At 59.5% G+C, this 19,103-nt stretch carries 21 protein-coding genes; 4 read left to right on the plus strand and 17 right to left on the minus strand.

All coding sequences use genetic code 11. The features are described from left to right. Positions 1-15: 15 nt before the first annotated feature. Both M8013_RS03060 and yjdP read left to right on the plus strand, forming a co-directional pair. The gene (locus tag M8013_RS03060) at positions 16-2,298 is read left to right on the plus strand and encodes an ATP-binding protein (RefSeq protein ID WP_271266365.1); all 2,283 of its coding nucleotides are present in this window, start codon (positions 16-18) and stop codon (positions 2,296-2,298) included. Between the two features lie 70 nt (positions 2,299-2,368). Then, a complete protein-coding gene (yjdP, locus tag M8013_RS03065) occupies positions 2,369-2,686 on the plus strand; it encodes a DDRRRQL repeat protein YjdP (RefSeq protein ID WP_271266366.1) in 318 nt (105 codons plus the stop codon). Here the strand turns inward: yjdP and M8013_RS03070 are convergent. The 17 genes from M8013_RS03070 to M8013_RS03150 all read right to left on the minus strand — a co-directional run bounded on the left by M8013_RS03070 (position 2,683) and on the right by M8013_RS03150 (position 15,089). Then, a complete protein-coding gene (locus M8013_RS03070) occupies positions 2,683-3,135 on the minus strand; it encodes an inner membrane protein CbrB (protein WP_271266367.1) in 453 nt (150 codons plus the stop codon). The two genes, yjdP and M8013_RS03070, sit on opposite strands and share 4 nt — an antisense overlap. A 72-nt stretch (positions 3,136-3,207) precedes the next feature. After that, positions 3,208-3,966 carry a phosphonate metabolism protein PhnP gene (gene phnP / locus M8013_RS03075; RefSeq protein ID WP_271266368.1) on the minus strand — a complete coding sequence of 253 codons (759 nt, stop codon included), beginning with the start codon at positions 3,964-3,966 and terminating at the stop codon, positions 3,208-3,210. A gap of 9 nt (positions 3,967-3,975) precedes the next feature. After that, positions 3,976-4,410: an aminoalkylphosphonate N-acetyltransferase gene (gene phnO / locus M8013_RS03080; protein ID WP_271266369.1), complete on the minus strand. Its 435-nt coding sequence runs from the start codon at positions 4,408-4,410 to the stop codon at positions 3,976-3,978. After that, positions 4,403-4,954, minus strand: coding sequence for a ribose 1,5-bisphosphokinase (gene phnN, locus M8013_RS03085; RefSeq protein ID WP_271266387.1), 552 nt, complete (start codon positions 4,952-4,954; stop codon positions 4,403-4,405). The genes phnO and phnN overlap by 8 nt, the downstream gene beginning before the upstream one ends. Beyond that, positions 4,951-6,087 (minus strand): alpha-D-ribose 1-methylphosphonate 5-triphosphate diphosphatase, encoded by a 1,137-nt coding sequence (gene phnM, locus M8013_RS03090; protein WP_271266370.1) that lies wholly within the window; start codon positions 6,085-6,087, stop codon positions 4,951-4,953. The genes phnN and phnM overlap by 4 nt, the downstream gene beginning before the upstream one ends. Next, complete coding sequence (gene phnL / locus M8013_RS03095) at positions 6,084-6,764, minus strand: phosphonate C-P lyase system protein PhnL (RefSeq protein ID WP_271266371.1); 681 nt, start codon at positions 6,762-6,764, stop codon at positions 6,084-6,086. The genes phnM and phnL overlap by 4 nt, the downstream gene beginning before the upstream one ends. Before the next feature lie 100 nt (positions 6,765-6,864). Further along, complete coding sequence (gene phnK / locus M8013_RS03100; RefSeq protein WP_271266372.1) at positions 6,865-7,620, minus strand: phosphonate C-P lyase system protein PhnK; 756 nt, start codon at positions 7,618-7,620, stop codon at positions 6,865-6,867. After that, positions 7,617-8,462: an alpha-D-ribose 1-methylphosphonate 5-phosphate C-P-lyase PhnJ gene (locus M8013_RS03105; RefSeq protein ID WP_271266373.1), complete on the minus strand. Its 846-nt coding sequence runs from the start codon at positions 8,460-8,462 to the stop codon at positions 7,617-7,619. Before M8013_RS03105 ends, phnK begins: the two co-directional genes overlap by 4 nt. Continuing rightward, on the minus strand, positions 8,455-9,519 hold the full coding sequence (locus tag M8013_RS03110; protein WP_271266374.1) for a carbon-phosphorus lyase complex subunit: 1,065 nt from the start codon (positions 9,517-9,519) through the stop codon (positions 8,455-8,457). Before M8013_RS03110 ends, M8013_RS03105 begins: the two co-directional genes overlap by 8 nt. Then, positions 9,519-10,103, minus strand: coding sequence for a phosphonate C-P lyase system protein PhnH (gene phnH, locus M8013_RS03115; RefSeq protein WP_271266375.1), 585 nt, complete (start codon positions 10,101-10,103; stop codon positions 9,519-9,521). Before phnH ends, M8013_RS03110 begins: the two co-directional genes overlap by 1 nt. Then, entirely contained in the window at positions 10,100-10,552 is a 453-nt protein-coding gene (phnG, locus tag M8013_RS03120; protein WP_271266376.1) for a phosphonate C-P lyase system protein PhnG, read from the minus strand. The genes phnH and phnG overlap by 4 nt, the downstream gene beginning before the upstream one ends. Further along, the gene (gene phnF, locus M8013_RS03125) at positions 10,553-11,278 is read right to left on the minus strand and encodes a phosphonate metabolism transcriptional regulator PhnF (protein WP_271266377.1); all 726 of its coding nucleotides are present in this window, start codon (positions 11,276-11,278) and stop codon (positions 10,553-10,555) included. A gap of 20 nt (positions 11,279-11,298) precedes the next feature. Further along, positions 11,299-12,078 carry a phosphonate ABC transporter, permease protein PhnE gene (gene phnE, locus M8013_RS03130; RefSeq protein WP_271266378.1) on the minus strand — a complete coding sequence of 260 codons (780 nt, stop codon included), beginning with the start codon at positions 12,076-12,078 and terminating at the stop codon, positions 11,299-11,301. A 115-nt stretch (positions 12,079-12,193) separates the two neighbouring features. Further along, positions 12,194-13,216: a phosphonate ABC transporter substrate-binding protein gene (phnD, locus tag M8013_RS03135; protein WP_271266379.1), complete on the minus strand. Its 1,023-nt coding sequence runs from the start codon at positions 13,214-13,216 to the stop codon at positions 12,194-12,196. 25 nt (positions 13,217-13,241) lie between these two features. Then, positions 13,242-14,030: a phosphonate ABC transporter ATP-binding protein gene (gene phnC / locus M8013_RS03140; protein ID WP_271266380.1), complete on the minus strand. Its 789-nt coding sequence runs from the start codon at positions 14,028-14,030 to the stop codon at positions 13,242-13,244. A gap of 172 nt (positions 14,031-14,202) precedes the next feature. Beyond that, positions 14,203-14,646, minus strand: a complete 444-nt coding sequence (yjdN, locus tag M8013_RS03145; RefSeq protein WP_271266381.1) for a VOC family metalloprotein YjdN — start codon at positions 14,644-14,646, stop codon at positions 14,203-14,205. 107 nt (positions 14,647-14,753) lie between these two features. Continuing rightward, complete coding sequence (locus M8013_RS03150) at positions 14,754-15,089, minus strand: zinc ribbon domain-containing protein YjdM (protein WP_271266382.1); 336 nt, start codon at positions 15,087-15,089, stop codon at positions 14,754-14,756. A 582-nt stretch (positions 15,090-15,671) separates the two neighbouring features. On the opposite strand from M8013_RS03150, the gene crfC reads away from it, so the two are divergent. Together crfC and M8013_RS03160 are read left to right on the plus strand one after the other, a co-directional pair. Continuing rightward, on the plus strand, positions 15,672-18,023 hold the full coding sequence (crfC, locus tag M8013_RS03155) for a clamp-binding protein CrfC (RefSeq protein ID WP_271266383.1): 2,352 nt from the start codon (positions 15,672-15,674) through the stop codon (positions 18,021-18,023). Beyond that, a complete protein-coding gene (locus M8013_RS03160) occupies positions 18,020-18,904 on the plus strand; it encodes a diguanylate cyclase regulator RdcB family protein (RefSeq protein WP_271266384.1) in 885 nt (294 codons plus the stop codon). The genes crfC and M8013_RS03160 overlap by 4 nt, the downstream gene beginning before the upstream one ends. Positions 18,905-19,103: the final 199 nt, after the last annotated feature.

Raw genomic sequence — 19,103 nt, forward strand, 5'->3', positions numbered from 1 at the left:
CCGGAGCCACAATCAATGCCTTCACGCCGTCCCCCTTTCTTCGCCAGCGCCCGCGGCCGCCTGCTGATTTTTAATCTGCTGGTGGTGGCGGTGACGTTAATGGTCAGCGGCGTGGCGGTGCTGGGTTTTCGTCATGCCAGTGACATTCAGGAGCAGGTCCAGCGTCAGACGCTGGACGACATGACCGGTAGCATGAACCTGGCGCGTGAAACCGCCAACGTGGCCACGGCGGCGGTGCGCCTGTCGCAGGTGGTGGGGGCGCTGGAATATAAAGGCGAAGCCGAGCGGCTGAAACAGACCCAGACGGCTCTGCGCGGCGCGCTGGAACAGCTTGCCGACGCCCCGCTGGCGCAGCAGGAACCGGCGCTGGTGGCGCGGATCATCCAGCGCAGCACGGAGCTACAGCAAAGCGTCACCGGGATGCTGGAGCGCGGCCAACGGCGTCACCTTGAGCGTAACGCCTTACTCAGCTCGCTCTACCAGAGCCAGAGCTACCTGCGCCATCTGCAGGATATTAACCGCCGCTACGCCAGCAACGTGCCGGACGCCAGGACGCTCAGTGAAATGGACCGGCTGATTGCGGCCGCCATCGAAACGCCCTCGCCGCGCGCCACTGTCCAGCAGCTGGATACGGTAACGGCGACGCTGCCCCAGCGCGCCACCCAGCCGGTGGTCAATTTCGTGCTGCCCGATTTCGAGGCGGAACTGCGCAAGCTGGCTCCGCTGTCGACGCAGCTGGAGGCGAGCGACCTGTCGATCAGCTGGTATATGTTCCACATCAAGGCGCTGGTGGCGATCCTGAATACGGATATTAATCAGTACGTGGAGCAGGTCGCCCAGGCCTCGCAGCTGCGCACCGCCCAGAGCCATCAGGAGCTGCGCTCGATCAGCGTCTTTATCACCGTCTTTGCCGTGCTGGCGCTCCTCATTACCGCCTGTGCCTGCTGGTATATCTACCGCAACCTGGGCTCCAACCTGACGGCGATCTCCCGGGCGATGTCGCGTCTGGCGCACGGCGAACAGGATGTGTCGGTGCCGGCGCTGCAGCGGCGGGATGAACTGGGGGAACTGGCGCGGGCGTTTAACGTGTTTGCCCGCAATACCGCGTCGCTGGAGCACACCACCCGCCTGTTGAAAGAAAAGACCTCGCAGATGGAGGTCGATCGGCTTGAGCGACAGGGGCTGGAAGAGGCGCTGCTTCATAGCCAGAAGTTGAAGGCTGTCGGGCAACTGACCGGTGGCCTGGCGCATGATTTTAACAACCTGCTGGCGGTGATCATCGGCAGTCTGGAGCTGGTGAACCCGGATTCACCGGACGCGCCGCGCATCAGCCGGGCGCTAAAAGCCGCCGAGCGCGGGGCCCTGCTGACCCAGCGTCTGCTGGCGTTCTCGCGCAAACAATCCCTGAACCCACATGCGGTGGAGATGAAGCCGCTGCTGGAAAACCTCGTGGAGCTGATGTGCCATTCGCTGCCTGCCACCCTGACCCTGGAGATCGAAGCGCAAACCCCGGCGTGGTCCGCATGGATTGACGTCAGTCAGCTGGAAAACGCCATGATTAACCTGGTGATGAACGCCCGTGACGCGATGGAAGGGCAAAACGGCGCGATCAGAATTCGGACCTGGAACCAGCGGGTGACCCGCAGCGATGGCCGCAAGCAGGATATGGTGGCGCTGGAGGTGATCGACCACGGGTGCGGCATGTCGCAGACCATCAAATCCCAGGTCTTCGAACCCTTCTTCACCACCAAGCAGACCGGCAGCGGCAGCGGGCTAGGGCTGTCGATGGTGTACGGCTTCGTGCGTCAGTCCGGCGGGCGGGTCGAAATTGAAAGCGCGCCGGGCCAGGGCACGACCGTGCGCCTGCATCTGCCGCGCTCAACGCTGCCGGCGCTTCCCCGACAGGACGTGCAGGCCCCCGCCGCCGCGCCGCAAAGCGAACGGCTGGTGCTGGTGCTGGACGATCAATCCGACGTCCGGCAAACCCTGTGCGAACAGCTCCATCAGCTGGGTTATCTGACGCTGGAGGCCGAAACGGGCGAGCAAGCATTGCAGATGCTGGCGGCCTCTGCGGATATCGACATGTTTATCAGTGATCTGATGCTGCCCGGCAGCCTGAGCGGTGCAGAAGTGATCCAGTACGTCCGCCAGCACTTCCCGCATCTTCCGGTGCTGCTGATGAGCGGCCAGGATCTCCGCCCGGCGCACAACCCGCAGCTGCCGGAAGTGGAGCTGCTGCGCAAGCCGTTTACCCGGGCACAGCTGGTGCAGGCGCTGCGCAAAGCGGCCAGAATTTGAGATTCCTCCGCTACTCGCTCTTCCCGCCGTTGATTACCGTAAGGCCAGTCCACCCTGCGAGACTGGCTTTATGAAACGTTATCCTACCGCTCTGTTATTTGGTCTGCTCTCTTTAACCAGCCAGCTGGCGCATGCTGACATCGTTGACGATGCGATTGGTAATATCCAGCAGGCAATCAACGACGCCTATAAGCCGGACAACAGCCGCAGCGATGATGACGATCGCTATGACGCGCGGCGCAGCAGTGACAGTCGGCAATATAACGATCGCCGCAGGCAGCTTGAGGACCGACGTCAGCGTTTAGATGAGCGTCAGCGCCAGCTTGATGACGATCGCCGTCGGTTAGAAGATGATGAGCGCAGGCTGGAAGAGGATGACGATCGTTAGCGGTCTGGCACCTCGGAAAAGCGATGTGTCGCCTCGCCACGAAAGGGCAGAGACGGCACTATCCACCCCATCACCATTCCGGCCATTAAACCGGGTCCGACCGACATCCACAGAAATGCATCGTCCATCGCGCGGATAAGAAGCAGCCAGACAATGGCCGCTATGACGGCCCCAATCGCACCGCTGATAAGCACTCTCTGCCAGACACAGGCGTAAATACGTTGCGGCAGGCAAGCCATCGCAATGCCGGTCAGCAAGGCGGGAACACCGCCGACAATCCATGTTAATGCGATGAAAATAGGCAAAATGCTGAGTATCTCCAGCAAAAATGGGCCAGCTGCCATGGTGCTGGCCTGCATTTCCCCTGCGAGGGTGGCCAGCACCCCGATATGTGGCCCCAACACAGCAAACCAGCAGGCGTGATGGATGATGCGGCGTGTTTTTGTCATGTCATTTTCCTCCAGGGTATTGATTCTGAAGGGGAGGATAATCAGCGTAAGTGAAGAGACCGTGAAGTGGCGTTAATCCAGCACCAAAACCATTCCGTCATACCCTGCCTCGAATCCCTCCGGCAGCGGGTTGTTCATCATCCACACGTCGAACTGATGGCTGATGTGGGTCAGGATCACCTGCGGACAGCCAATCACTTCATTTAGTGCAATGACGGTATTGAGATCGCAATGATTACGCGGGGTTTCTTCGCGTGGTTCGTGGCTGCAATCAATCACCATCGCCTGCGGCTGGTTATTGAGTAAAAACTTCACCGTTTTGTCCGGCAGCCCGGCGGTGTCAGAGAGCCACGCCACGCGGCTGTGGGCGCTTTCCAGTAAATAGCCATACGTCAGCTTCGAGTGATTCAGCGGCAGGGGCGTAATCCGCAGGCCCTGCAGCTCAAACACCACAAAAGGTGCCAGCGTATGGCTAAAGTCCAGAATCCCCGGATGGTTAAACAGGTCGTCGCAGCCCGCGTCGTCCGGCGGGCCGTACACCGGAATTTTCGCCCCGACGCCCCAGCGCAGCGGGAACAATCCCTGGACGTGATCCATATGGTAGTGGGTGAGTAAAATCTGCTGAAAACTGCCCGCTGGCCAGTCGTCCATCAGGTGCGGGATCCCCGCGTCCAGCAGCGTCACCGCATCGTTGAATTTGACCACCGCACTGCAGGGGCGACGGCGATACTCGTCCTGCAACCGCGCCCGCCGACAGGCCGGGCAGTCGCAGCCGAAGGCGGGCACCAGCTGCGCGCCACCGGTTCCGGTCAGGGTGAGGGTCAGACTCATATCACCGCCTTACAGAGGTTTGGTGAAGCGGAAGTGGCTCTGCGCATAGCCTTCGCGCAGATAAAAACGGTGCGCATCGTGGCGTTTCACGCTGGTGGACAGCTCGGTCATCTCTGCCCCGGCCTGCCGGGCTTCGTGTTCCGCCCAGGCCAGCAGCTGGCTGCCGACTTTCAACCCACGCGCCTGCGGCATCACCACCAGCTCCTGAATTTCGCCGATCCAGTTGGCATGATGCAGGTGAAACTGCATATGCAGGCCGATCATGCCGACAATATGCCCGTCCTGCTCGGCCAGCTGATAGCGCATATTGTGATCCTGCAAATTCGCGGTGAACCCGGCGTGAAACGCCGGGCGATCCAGTTCCGCTTGTTTTAGCTCGCAAATCAGGCCATATACGGCCTCAACGTCCTCGGGGGTGGCCGGACGTAACGCACACTCAGGCATGGTTTTTCTCCTTCTGGTGAATGAGTGACAGCAGGTTGTCGACTGACTGTAGCAAACTTCCGTCGTTATCCAGCACCGGACAGTCAGACGGCGTATAGCGGGCGGCGCGTTCCAGCCGCTGGTCAATCTCTTTGGCGCTCTCGCGGCCGCGATTTTGCAGGCGGCTACGCAGGATATCCGCTGAAACCTGCAGGCAGACCGGCAGCAGCGCCCTGGCGTAGCGCGCCTGTGCCTGGGGCAGATGCGCGCGCGACCCGTTCACCACCACGTCAAACCCGGCGTGCAGCCACAGGTCAATCTCCAGGCCGACGCCATAATAATAGCCGTTCGCGTGCCAGCTCAGGGCAAACAGCTGCTGCCCGGCGCGGGTAAAAAACTCCGGCTCGCTCAGGGCGATATGATTTTCGCTGCCCGCGTTGGCCGCGCGCGTAATGTAGCGATGTGCCACCAGCAGCTGCGGGTGCGACTGCTGGCGTAAGGCTGCCAGCAGGCTGTCTTTTCCGGAGCCGGACGGCCCCATCAACCAGATAAGCCTTCCCATCAGAACACCCGTTTTCCCTGACGCCAGACGTGGTCGATATGAATGTGCTCGCCCTTGCGATGCGCCAGCACCAGGTCTGCCCGTTTCCCTTCCGCGATGACTCCGCGATCCTGCAGCTGCAGCGCCTGGGCCGGGTTTTTCGTTACCAGTCGGATGGCCTGCGGCAGCGTAAAGCCGTTGCCTTCGTCGTCGGCGACGCGGAACGCCGCATCCAGCAGGCTGGCCGGGTAGTAATCGGAGGAGAGAATATCCAGCAGGCCGAGGGAGGCCAGCTTGCTTGCCGCCACGTTGCCAGAATGCGATCCGCCGCGCACGATGTTCGGTGCGCCCATCAGCACGTTCATCCCATGCTGGCGCGAGGCTTCTGCCGCTTCAAAGGTGGTGGGGAATTCGGCGATCACGCTGCCCAGCAGGTGGGATTCATGCACGTGATCGTGGGTGGCGTCGTCGTGGCTGGCGAGCGCGATATTCCGCTCCCGGCAGATGGCCGCAATGGCCTGACGATTAGGCTGAGACCAGCGTGCCGCAAGCTGAAGTTGCTCTTCTTCGTAACGCGCCATCTGCTCGTCATTGAGCGAGTATTTTCCCTGATAATATTCGCGGTACTTTTCGATATTGGCGAACTGGCGCTGGCCTGGGGAGTGATCCATCAGCGACACCAGGGTCACCGGCTCGCGGCCGACCAGCTTCTCGAACAGGGGCAGGGTGGTGTGATGGGGTAGCTCGCAGCGCAGATGCAGGCGGTGCTCGGCGCGATTCAGGCCGCGCTTCTGCGTCTCTTCCACGGCGTTGATCATCTTCTCGAGATTCTCCAGCCGGTCGCCGCCGTCGCGCACGTCGCCAATCGCGACGGCATCCAGCACGGTGGTGATCCCGCTGGCGACCATCATCGCATCGTGGCTGCTCATCGCCGAATGGGCAGGCCAGTCGACCTTCGGGCGGGGCGTGAAGAACTTGTCCATGTTGTCGGTGTGCAGCTCTATCAGCCCCGGCAGCAGCCAGCCGCCTTCGCCGTCCATCGCCTCTGGCAGGCGACTTTGGCTTTCGGCAAAGGCGCGGATCACGCCGTCCTGAATATCAATCGAGCCGTCAACGACGTCGTTTTCCAGCACCAGCTTTACATTATTGATGATCATGCGGTGATCCCCATCGGGTGCAGACGATCCGCCACGCGATCGCGCACGCCTTCGTCGTGGAAGATCCCGACGATCGCTGCGCCTCGCGCTTTGGCTTCTTCGATCAGTTCAATGACTGCGGCGCTGTTTTTGGCATCCAGCGAGGCGGTCGGTTCATCGAGCAGTAAAATCGGGTAATCGACGATAAAGCCGCGGGCGATGTTTACCCGCTGCTGTTCACCACCGGAAAAGGTAGAAGGGGCAAGGTGCCACAGGCGCTCCGGCACGTTCAGACGGGTCAGCAGGCTGGCGGCTTTGGCGGCGCAGACCTCGCGCGGCACGCCCAGATCCAGCAGCGGCTGCATCACCACGTCCAGCGCGCTGATGCGCGGGATCACCCGCAAAAACTGGCTCACCCAGCCGATGGTGGTGCGCCGAACGTCGCGTACCTTGCGCGCCGGCGCCTGCACCAGATCTACCCATTCATCGCCGTGACGAATATGAATGTGGCCTTCATCTGGCAAATAATTGGCGTACAGCGAGCGCAGCAGAGTTGATTTACCGCTGCCGGAATGGCCGTGCAGCACCACGCATTCGCCCGGCCCCACATTCAGAGAGGCATCTTTCAACACCGGCAGGCGTACGCCGTGTTGCTGGTGGAGCACAAAAGTTTTACTGACGTTTTCGACGCGGATCATGTTGGCCTCGTGGTTCGGGATGCCGGGTGGCGGCTGCGCCTGACCCGGCCTACAAAATCGTAGGCCCGTGCAAGCGAAGCGCCGCCGGGCAACAGCAAATTCAATTTTGCAAAACGGATGACACCAGCAGCTGGGTGTACGGATGGTGCGGGTCGTCGAGCACCCGGTCGGTTAAACCACTTTCCACCACCTGACCGTTCTTCATCACCAGCAGGCGGTCGGCCAGCAGGCGCGCAACGCCCAGATCGTGGGTGACAATGACCACCGCCAGGTTCAGCTCCACCACCAGGCCGCGCAGCAGATCCAGCAGGCGCGCCTGCACCGAGACATCCAGCCCGCCGGTAGGCTCGTCCATAAACATCAGCTTCGGATGGGTAACCAGGTTGCGGGCGATCTGCAGACGCTGCTGCATGCCGCCGGAGAAGGTGGTCGGCAGGTCGTCAATGCGTGAGGCGGGGATCTCCACATCAACCAGCCACTTCTGCGCGGTGGCGCGAATGTCGCCATAGTGGCGCGCGCCGGTGGCCATCAGCCGTTCGCCGATGTTGCCGCCTGCGGAGACCTGGCGGCGCAGGCCGTCCATCGGATGCTGATGCACCACGCCCCACTCGGTGCGCAGCAGGCGGCGGCGCTCGGCTTCGCTCATGGCGTACAGAGAGTGATCCTGATAGAGGATCTCGCCATTTTGCGGCGCCAGACGCGCGGAAATCGACTTCAGCAGGGTGGTTTTGCCGGAGCCGGACTCGCCGACAATCCCCAGCACTTCGCCCGGCCACAGGTCGAACGAGACGTCGCTAAAGCCTTTGCCCGGCGCGTAAAGGTGGGTCAGGTTGTTGACCGAAAGCAGCGGTTTCATTGGCTGTTCGCCTCGCTCTGTTGGCGGCAAAAATCGGTGTCGGAGCAGACAAACATCCGTTTGCCCGTATCGTCCAGCACCACTTCATCGAGATAGCTGTGCTTAGAGCCGCAAATCGCGCACGGCTCGTCCCACTCCTGCACCGTAAACGGGTGGTCGTCGAAGTCGAGGCTCTCGACGCGGGTAAACGGCGGCACGGCGTAGATGCGTTTTTCGCGCCCGGCACCGAACAGCTGCAGGGCAGGCATCATGTCCATCTTCGGGTTGTCGAATTTCGGGATTGGCGACGGGTCCATCACGTAGCGGCCGTTGACCTTCACCGGGTAGGCGTAGGTGGTGGCGATATGGCCGAAGCGGGCGATGTCTTCATACAGTTTTACCTGCATTACGCCGTACTCCTCCAGCGCGTGCATGGTGCGGGTTTCGGTTTCGCGCGGCTCGATAAAGCGCAGCGGCTCCGGGATCGGCACCTGGAAAATCAGAATCTGATCTTCAACGAGCGGGGTTTCCGGGATGCGGTGACGGGTCTGGACAAGCGTCGCGTCTTCGGTTTTCTCGGTGGTGTTGACCCCGGTGACGCGCTCAAAAAACTGGCGGATCGACACGGCGTTGGTGGTGTCGTCCGCGCCCTGGTCAATGACCTTGAGTACGTCCGCTTCGCCAATCACGCTGGCGGTGATCTGGATGCCGCCGGTGCCCCAGCCGTAAGGCATGGGCATCTCGCGGCCACCGAACGGCACCTGATAGCCGGGGATCGCCACCGCTTTGAGAATGGCGCGGCGGATCATGCGTTTGGTCTGCTCATCCAGATAGGCAAAGTTGTAGCCGCTGAGATTAGCCATGGTTGTGCTCCCGTTGCAGACGTTTCAGCAGTTCCAGTTCGGCCTGGAAATCGACGTAGTGCGGCAGTTTGAGGTGCGAGACAAATCCGGCGGCCTCGACGTTATCCGCGTGAGCCAGCACGAACTCTTCGTCCTGCGCCGGGCCTGCGAGGTTCTCATTGTAGTCCGGGGCCTGCAGGGCGCGGTCCACCAGCGCCATCGCCATCGCTTTGCGCTCGCCCATACCGAACACCAGCCCATAGCCGCGGGTAAAGTGCGGGGCGTCGTCCTGCGGGGCGACGAAGCCGTTGACCATTTCGCACTCAGTCATCAGCAGTTCGCCGACGTTCACCGCAAAACCCAGCTCTTCCGGCACGATGGAGACCTCGACGTGGCCGCTGCGGATCTCTGCGGCAAACGGGTGGTTACGCCCGTAGCCGCGCTGGGTGGAGTAAGCCAGCGCCAGCAGATAGCCTTCGTCGCCGCGCATCAGCTGCTGCAGGCGCGAGGCGCGCGAGCACGGATAGACCGGCGGGGTGCGGGTGATGTCGTCGGGTTCGTCGCCGTTATCCTCTTCCGCCTTCGCCAGCCCCTGGTTTGCCAGCAGGCTAAAGACGTGCGGGGCCGCATCCTGCGGGGCTTCTGAGGTGGCAGGTCGAGGGGATTCGCCATTTGCCAGCAGGGTGAAATCAAGCAGGCGATGGGTGTAATCGTAGGTCGGGCCGAGCAGCTGGCCGCCGGGGACATCTTTATAAACGGCAGAGATGCGGCGTTCCAGGCGCATGTCGGCGGTATTCAGCGGCTCGCTGACCGCAAGCTTGGCCAGCGTGGTGCGGTAGGCGCGCAGCAGGAAGATGGCTTCGATGTTATCGCCGCTGGCCTGCTTGAGTGCCAGCGCCGCCAGCTCGCGGTCGGCGATGCCGCCTTCGGTCATCACCCGATCCACCGCAAGGTTCAGCTGCTGTTCAATCTGGGCAACGTTCAGCTCGGGAAGCTGCTCATCGCCCCGGCGTCTCTGTTCCTGCAGCGCGTGGGCGGCGGCTATCGCCTTCTCGCCCCCTTTGACGGCTACGTACATCAGCACACCTCCACGTGGGTGGTTCGCGGGATCGCCAGCAGGCGTTCACCGCAGGTCAGGATCAGGTCGATGCCCAGCGGGAACGGGTGCGGGCGTTCGGTCAGCTCATGCATGATGCACTCCGGTAGTTGCGGGGCCACCATCCGCTCTTCGGCGATCCCGGCTCCGGTCAGGCGCAGCATGCGGCCGCCGCTGAGGCTGGTGACCTGCAAAATCAGGGTGGCGCTGGTTTCCGGGGCTACGGCACTGCCTTCGCTCAGGGCGTTCAACTGCTCGTGGCCGATCTGCTCGTTGGCCACGGCGAAGACGGCCTGCTGGGGCTGATCCACCAGCATGGCGCTGGTGTGAAAACGCAGGTTGGTGCTGACCAGATCGTTGTTCAGCGCACCCGAGATCCACACCGGGGTGTCGTTATCTGCCAGGGTCAGCAGCACGCTGGTGGTGGCGAGGTTCAGCGGCTGCCAGCCGTGCTTCAACTGATGCAGCGAGACGATGACGCCCGGTTCGCTCATCGCTTTCAGCAGACGGCGAAAACTGTGCTGGGCGTCCGGCACGGCGTGGGTAAAAGCGGGTTGAAGGGTCATGCGTTGTCTCCGCGAACGAGCGTAAAGAAGTCGACCCGGCTGGCGTTGATTTCTGCCTGACGGGCGGCAATGCGCGCCGCGCGGTCAGCTTCCAGCGGGGTAATTAAGGTTTCCATCAGAGTCTGAAAATGGGCGTTTTCCTGCAGCAGGGCATCGATGACGGCGCACTGCTCGGCATGGTGTTTGTTGCGCCCAAGCTGGTAGCTGTAGCCGAGCGTGCCGCTGGCGAGGCGCACCACGGCGCGGGTCAGGGTGGCATCCCCGGCAAAATAGCGCGCGCCGGTGCCGCCGGCTCGGGCCTGGATCTGCACCAGACCGGTTTCCGGGGTGCGGATAAGCTCGTAGGCTGGCGCCAGGTTCAGTGCCGTCATCCGTGCGGCAAGCGCGGCAGGCTGACTGTGGGCCAGCACGGCCATCCAGCGCTGACGGGTTGGCGTGTCGAAGTGCATTCAGTGCTCCATCGTAAATTCGATCATGTCGGCGCGGGTCAGGCTGACGGAGTATTCCGTCGCGTTGATCTCGCCGTCACGGTGGTTAAGGGTGCGCACACAGAGCAGCGGCGCCATGTTGGGGATCTCCAGCACCTTGCTCTCTTTGGCCTGCGCGCGGCGGGCGCTGATCCGCGTCTGGGTGCGCTTGAGCGCAATCCCGGTGGCCTCAAACAGAAAGTCGTGCAGCGATCCGCTGGTGAAGTGTTGCAGCACTGGCCACAGCGTCAGCTCGGCGAAGTAGTGGTCGATCTGGCACAGGGCGATGCCGTTGACCCGGCGCAGGGTGCGCAGGTGCACCACGTTGTTGCCCTCCAGGATCCCCAGCGCATCAGCGACGTGTTGCGAGGCCGGGCGCAGGACCGAGAGCAGTTTTTCACTGGTGGGATGGCTGCCCTGATCGAGCAGGTTTTGGCTGAAGCGTGCCTGGGCGTTGAGCGGGTAGTCGAAAGGGCGCATCAGCACCAGCACGCCAACGCCCTGACGGCGCTGCACCCAGCCGCGCTCGACCAGCTGGTCAATGGCGCGGCGCAGGGTGTGGCGGTTCACTTCGTAGCGGTCGGCGAGCTGTTGTTCCGCAGGCAGATAGTCGCCACAGCGGTAGTGGGCGCGCAGCTCCACCTCAAGCTTTGCGGCAATCTCTTGCCAGCGGGTCGGGTAACTGGTCGGATGTCTGGATAAGTGCATATCGATCAATGCCTCGCTTATCAGATGAAGTGCTTACGCAGTCGTTGGGAGAGGAAATCCAGCAGGCTGACGGTAATGATGATCAACACCATCAAGGCGCAGGTTTGCTGGAACTGGAAGCCGCGAATCGCTTCCCAAAGCGTCACACCAATGCCGCCTGCACCGACCATACCGACGACGGTGGCCGAGCGAACGTTGGACTCAAAGCGGTACAGGGAGTAGGAGATCAGTAGCGGCATCACCTGCGGCAGGACGCCGTAAAGAATTTCTTCGATCTTGTTGGCCCCGGTGGCGCGAATGCCTTCAACCGGACCGGGTTCAATGGCTTCTACCGCTTCGGAGAGCAGCTTGGAGAGCACGCCGGTGGTGTGGATAAACAGCGCTAATACCCCGGCGAAAGGGCCCAGGCCGACGGCGACCACGAACAGCATCGCAAAGACCATTTCGTTGATGGCGCGGCAGGCATCCATCAGGCGACGCACCGGCTGGTAAATCCACCAGGGTACGATGTTATCGGCGCTCATCAGGCCAAACGGAATCGAGAGAACCACCGCCAGTGCGGTGCCCCAGACGGCAATTTGCAGGGTGATGGCCATTTCACCGAGGTAGTCCTGCCACTGGCTAAAGTCCGGCGGGAAGAAGTCGGCGGCAAAAGTCGCCATATTGCCCGCGTCGGTGTAGAGCGTGAGCGGGTTCATCTCCGCGCCCTTCCACGAGATAACAAGCACCGCCAGCAGTACGGCCCAGCTGATTAACGAGAACCAGCTGCGTTTTGGCGGTGGGATGGTGATGGTTTGCATGTGGACTCCTTAATCTGTTCTCCCTCTCCCTGTGGGAGAGGGCCGGGGTGAGGGCATCAGCGTGCGCCTTTCCCCCTCACCCTAACCCTCTCCCTCAAGGGAGAGGGGACGTAAATTACTGCACGGCTTTCGTCACGCTGGTCATGGCACCCAGCGCGGCGGTTAGGCGGTCGAGGTCGTCCAGCTGGGCCTGAATTTCAGACATCTTGCTGGTCTTCTCTTCTGCCTTCAGGCCTTTGTTGTCCTTCACGCCCTGAATCTGCTTGAACAGCGCCAGCTGGCGGATAGGGACCAGCTGCAGGTCGCTGGAGGCGCGGAACGGTGCCCAGCCCAGACGTTCCAGCACGGTCTTCTCTTCAGGTGTTTTGCCGTAATTCATAAAGAAGTCGTACACCTTATCCTTGGTGCTCTCGGAGAGATTTTTACGCCACACAATCGGGTCGCCTGGGATCAGCGGTGATTTCCAGATTACTTTCAGCTGTTTCAGCTTGTCCGGGGCGGATGTCTTCAGCTTGTCGAGGTTTTCGGTGTTGTTGGTGGCAACGTCCACCTGCTTGTTGGCGACGGCCAGGGCGTTGGTTTCATGTCCGGCGTTGACCGTGCGCTTAAATTCGTTGGGGGTGATGTTGTTTTTGGCGAAGACGTAATAGCCCGGGACCAGGAAGCCCGAGGTGGAGTTCGGATCGCCGTTGCCAAAGGTCAGCTCTTTGCGTTTGGCGAGCAGGTCGTTGAGGTTGTTGATCGGGCTGTCTTTGTTGACGATCAGCACGCTCCAGTAGCCCGGAGAGCCGTCTGCGGCAACGGTCTGAGCGAAGACCTGGCCGTTGGCGCGGTCCACCGCTTCCATGGCGGAGAGGTTGCCGTACCAGGCGATATCGACTTTATTAAAGCGCATCCCCTGGATGATGCCCGCGTAATCCGGGGCGAAGAAAGCGTTCACTTTGATGCCCAGCTTGCTTTCCATATCTTTCAGGAACGGTTCCCACTGGGGTTTCAGGTTCTGCTGTGATTCCGTCGAAATAATGCCGAAGTTCAGCGCTTTCTCTTTTTCCTGCTCCTGCGCAAAGGCGGGGGTGACCAGGGTGCTGAGGCTAAACATGCTGGTGAAGGCCAGCGCGGCAACGGCTTTGTAGCTCATGTACTTTCCTCGGATCGGGGTTTAGTTAAGCAGCCTGCGCGTTCTCATCGACGCGATTGATGCTGCGATAGAGATGGTCAAAGCGTTCGTTATCAAATGCCTGGCTTGCGCCGTCGTAAAACACATGTCCCTGACGCAGCGCGACAATGCGCTCGCAGTAGCGCAGGGCGTAATCCACCTGATGCAGCGTCACCACCACGGTGATGCCGTCGTTCTGGTTAATGTCGCGCAGGGTTTCCATCACGATGCGGGCAGATTCCGGGTCGAGTGAGGCAATCGGCTCATCGGCCAGAATGATTTTGGCTTTCTGCATCAGCGCGCGGGCGATGGCGACGCGCTGCTGCTGGCCGCCGGAGAGCGTTGAAACGCGCTGGTGGGCAAAGTGCACCATCCCGACGCGGGTCAGTGCCTGTAACGCCTGCTGCTTTTGTTCGGCGGAGAACCAGCGTAAGCAGGTGCGCCAGAAAGGGGTGCTGCCGAGTGCGCCAATTAGCACGTTTTCCAGCACCGTCAGGCGATTTACCAGGTTGAACTGCTGGAAGATGTAGCCGGTTTGCGCACGGCTTTTGCGAATGTCACTCGCCAGGCGACCGGCGCGCTGCACGGTATTGCCCAGCAGCTCAACGTGGCTCTCTGGCGTTTTATTGCCGGTGATCAAGCCGCTCAGATGACGCAGCAGGGTCGATTTGCCTGAACCGGAGGGCCCCAGCAGTGCCACCATTTCGCCCTGCCGGACCGCCAGGTCTACGGCATGGAGCGCCTTGTTTTGTGCAAAAGTTTTGCTCAGTTTCTCGACGCGGATGACAGTTTGCATGGGTGAGGCCTCGATTCAAATGTGGCCTCATGCTGGCGGATTAATGTGACATTTTGGTTAAGTCTCTGTTGCGGGAATTTGAAGAGTTGGCGTGAAAGCGATGACAGCTCTGTAGGCCCGGTCAGCGCAGCGCCACCGGGCGCTGTTGCCGGATGCGCTGCGCTTATCCGGCCTACGAAGGTTGTTGCTGTTTTACGACGTTGATCATCCAGGGCACGCCGTATTGATCGGTGACTTTCCCGAAGCCGTGCGCCCAGAAGGTCTCCTGCCAGGCCATCTCGACCGTGCCGCTGGCCGCCAGGTTATCGAACCAGCGCTTGCCTTCGGCCACATCCTGGGTGTCGAGCACCAGCGTGAAGCCCGAGTAGCTGGCATTGCCGCTGAGCGTACCGTCACTCATCATGATGTCGCTGCCGGCGATGCGCAGGTTGGCGTGAGCAATGGCGGTATCGGGGAACTGCATGCCGGAGGGGCAGCCTTCATCGCTGTTTTGCCCGTCTTTGGGCATCTCGCCGAAGGTCATTTGATAGAGGAGTTGTGCACCGAGTGACTGCTGGTAGAAGGCCATCGCCTCCACGCAGTTACCGGCGAAAGAGATGTAGGGACTTAATGGCATAATCTTTACCTCAGGTAAGAGAAGCCCATTAAGTGTAGTTTGGTATGGGTAGGCTGGATAAGCGAAGCGCATCCAGCGGCGCTTCGCTTGCCGGGCCTACAAAACAATCAGTTCTTTTTCACAAACTCGGATTTGAGCTTCATTGGGCCAAAACCGTCGATTTTGCAGTCGATGTTGTGATCGCCTTCGACCAGACGGATGCCTTTCACTTTGGTGCCAATTTTCAGCATCGACGAGCTGCCTTTGACCTTCAGATCTTTCACCACGGTGACGTTGTCGCCGTCGGCCAGCAAATTACCGTTGGCGTCTTTCACGATCAGCGCATCATTCTCTTGCGCCGGTTCGGCGTTATTCCATTCGTGGGCGCATTCCGGGCAGATGAACATGCCGTTATCTTCGTAGGTGTATTCAGAACTGCATTTTGGACAGTGTGGAAGTTGCATGGTGTTCTCCTCAAAATAGTACGAACCGGCGGCAATAATGCCTGCCAAAAATCGACAGATTGTCGAAAAAGGCGGCAAGTATAGCGCATGTCCTTACTGTTGTCGGTGATATTGTTTTTCATCTTTCGTTAAAAATGTTGTTACCGGTGACATCACCTGTCGGGGAGTTGGGGTCAGATACGACAGAGAAACGGCGGTCATTAAAAGCAAGAATATTTTATTGCGGCAAATTGATACGCCGGGGCATTTCGGATAAGGTGAAGACTCTTAAGAATTTATTGCACTTGTCTGACCTGCTGCTTTCTGTCCGGCAGGATGGATACCCCTCATTTTGGGTGGGTAATAATGATTTATCCTGAAGTTTCCTGGAATTGGTCTACGCTCTTATTCTTTCGGTTTCCCTGACCGAAGGAACGTGTGGCGACGGCTTACGCTATTACAGAATATATTTTGGCTGTGACCTGGGAATTATATTTCATTAAACATCGTTGCCACACGTAATCATAAAAACCGAGCCTTCATTCTTAAAACTATTCGGTTAAATAAAATCTATAAAATTTGTGTTAAGGGAACTCTTTAGCTATGCACACACAAACAATATTTGAATTAAGCCAGGAAGCCGAGCGGCTACTCCAGCTCTCTTTACAGAATCTGGAGGCGTTAGGCGCAATGCCCACAGCCATGATGGACAGCGCAACCACCGCCATGACCGGCGAAGTCAGTAATGTGTTTTCTCTGCATTTCAATGCGCGCGGCTTAGAAGCGCAGCAGTCGATGCTGAATAATGAGCTGCGTAAAATCACCCGCCTGGAGATGGTGCTGGCGATTGTCGGCACCATGAAGGCCGGCAAGTCGACCACCATTAACGCGATTGTTGGCACCGAAGTGTTGCCGAACCGCAACCGTCCGATGACCGCGCTGCCGACGCTGATTCGCCATACGCCCGGACAGAAGGAGCCGGTGCTGCATTTTTCGCACGTTGCGCCGATCGATACATTAATAAAGCAGATGCAAAAGAAACTCGCCAATTACGATCGTGGCAAGCTGGCGCAGCACCTGGAAATTGATAAAGACATGAATGCCCTGCTTGAGCGCATTGAATCCGGCGAAGCGTTTGAAAAGCATTATCTTGGTGCGGAACCTATTTTTATCTGTTTAAAAAATTTAAACGATTTAGTTCGCCTTTCTCAGGTGGTGGGTACTGACTTTCCTTTTTCTGCCTATGCGGCGATTGAAAATATTCCGGTTATTGAGGTCGAATTTGTCCATCTGGCCGGTCTCGATACCCATCTTGGACAATTAACGCTGCTTGATACGCCTGGGCCTAATGAAGCCGGGCAGCCGCACCTGCAAAAAATGCTAACCGAACAACTCGCCCGGGCGTCGGCAGTGCTGGCGGTGATGGATTATACCCAGTTGAAGTCGATTTCTGATGCTGAGGTGCGTCAGGCCATTTCTGCCGTCGGTAAATCGGTACCGCTGTACGCGCTGGTGAATAAGTTCGATCAGAAAGACCGCAACAGTGATGATGAAGAGCAAGTGCGGGCGATGATCTCCGGCACGCTGATGAAAGGGCATATTTCTCCCGGGCAGATTTTCCCGGTGTCATCGATGTGGGGATATCTGGCTAACCGTGCGCGTCATGAACTGGCGCTGAACGGCAAGCTGCCCCATCCGCAGGCGCAGCGTTGGGTGCAGGATTTTGCCGAAGCCGCGCTGGGACGTCGTTGGCGGACGGCCGATCTGGACGATATTGAGCACGTTCGCCATTCTGCCGATCTGCTGTGGGAAGACTCCCTGTTCGAACAGCCGATCCGCAAGCTTATCTATGCCGCCTACGCCAACGCCTCACTGTATGCCCTGCGATCCGCGTCGCATAAGCTGCTGAACTATGCCCAGAATGCCCGTGAGTACCTTGAGTTTCGCTATCAGGGGCTGACGATCGCCTTCGACCAGCTGCAACACAACATTCTGCGGCTGGAAGAGGACATGTCGCTGCTGCAAACCCGGCAGGAAGTGGTTAGCGATGAGGTGAGGCATGAGGTTGGACAAGCACTGGAGGCGACGGAGCACTTTATCGCCGCCCAGCAGAGCGAGATCCAGCACGCAATCACCTATATTTTCAATCGCGATAATATCCTCGATTTGGCGGGCCAGGCTGCCGCAAATGTGCGCGCCGATGAACAGGCTGCGCCGGGGCAACTGGTGCTGGAGGACGAAGGACAGGCGCAGATCCTGCTGAGTAAAATCCACTCCGCCTGCGAGCTGATTTTGCTCGACGCCCAGAACACGATCGCCCGCGAGCTGGGGCTGCGCTTCGATCAGCTGGAGTCGACGCTGGCGCGTTCGTTGAATGATGCCATGCGCCCGATTGAGCTGCGCATCAAGGATGAACTGAGCCATGCCGGGTTTCGTGCGCGGATCAGCTTCCCGGCCTTTCAGGCCAACCAGCTTAACTTTAATACCCGGGGACTGTTCAGCGATGCCATTGCGCATGAGAGCCCGACCGGCAACCGGGGGCAGGGAGGCAGCGTGCGTGATACGGTTTCGCGCTGGCTGAATAACCCGGGCTGGGGCTGGGACGATTATGTGGAGGCGCGCACCCGCTATGTGATCAACGTGCCACAGCTGCATGAAAAATTTAAAAAGCATATCGATCACTTTTGTACACAAATCCGTAAAGCTTTGGCCGCCCAGGTCGATGTTTCTGTTACAGCAGGCATGGCGACATTCTTTGCCGAATTCTCCTTATGTCTTGCAGGGTTACAAGAAAGCTTGCGTGATAGCCTCGCGGTGCGTCAGCAAAATGAGCATGCCACGCGTGCGCTCAGCCAGCTGCTGCAGCAGTGTATTACTACCGCGACGTGGATTCAGGAAGATACCCGACTGTTACGCGATGATATTCAAACGCTATTCGCGGCAGAGCAACCATGACAAAACAACTACTGGACGGTCCCGGGCGGACGCTGGAATGTATTCATCCTAAATTTATGGTCGACCTGGTTCAGGGCGGGGACGCGATGCGTCACGCCCCTCTGGCGTCGCAGCAGCAGCAGTTTCGTGAACGTTTAACCCAGGAGATCATGGCGCAGACTCAGCTTCGCCAGTGGGCGATGGGGGGAATGTTCAACGAAAATGCTGCGCTGCGGCTTGGGCTGGCGGAAAAGCTGGCGGGGATGCTCGATCCCGGGCATCTGGCGCTGACCCGCATGACCCAGACCTTAACCACCCTCAGCCAGCAGGCCCAACTGCGTAATCAATCGCCTATCGGTATCATCCAGCAGTACGAAACCCTCTCCGCACATTTTCGTCAGCGCGCTGCCTTCAAAGAAAAAGCCTTAAGCCAGCGTGGATTGATGGTGCAGGCGGGCGAGCACAGCGAACAGATTTTTACCCGCTGGCGCGCCGGGCACTACGACGGTTGGTCGCTGGCCGGGCGCGCCTATGTGGTGCTGGAAGAGCTGCGCTGGGGGGCATTCGGTGACGCCTGTCGGCTGGCGAAAGCGGACGTCAGCGCGATGCTGAAAGATGACCTGCAAAACAGGGTGGCCAACTATCTGGCGCAGGGCATTAATGCTGCCCCGGCGACCCGCCATTTTTATCATCAGTGGCTGAACACCCCCAGTACCCCGGGCATTATCGACTATAAGGATATGCTGGGCTGGCTGGGTGACTGGTGCGATGGCGATCGCCATCCGCTGTGCTGGTCTGTGACGCAGAGCTGGCAGAACGTGGCGCTGGGTATGCCGAGACTCTGTTCGGCGACAAGGCTGGCAAAAGCGATGGTTGAAGAGGTGTTTGGCGACCCGATTTGATAGTTGATTCTCTGCCAGTGGGCTGAGGGATCCCTACATAAAAATGGGCACGGTCGGCCCCCTCTCCATTCAGGGTGTACAGACCGGGGACATGGTAAACAGGTGTTCGGGGACATGGTGAACACTTTTTAACACCCTTTACCCATGGTGATCGACTTTTTCTTCAGGTCGATCACCCCCACTTTCGTGCTGTACCACC

Origin of the sequence: Silvania confinis (assembly GCF_025564085.1) — a bacterium.
Classification (GTDB): domain Bacteria; phylum Pseudomonadota; class Gammaproteobacteria; order Enterobacterales; family Enterobacteriaceae; genus Enterobacter; species Enterobacter confinis.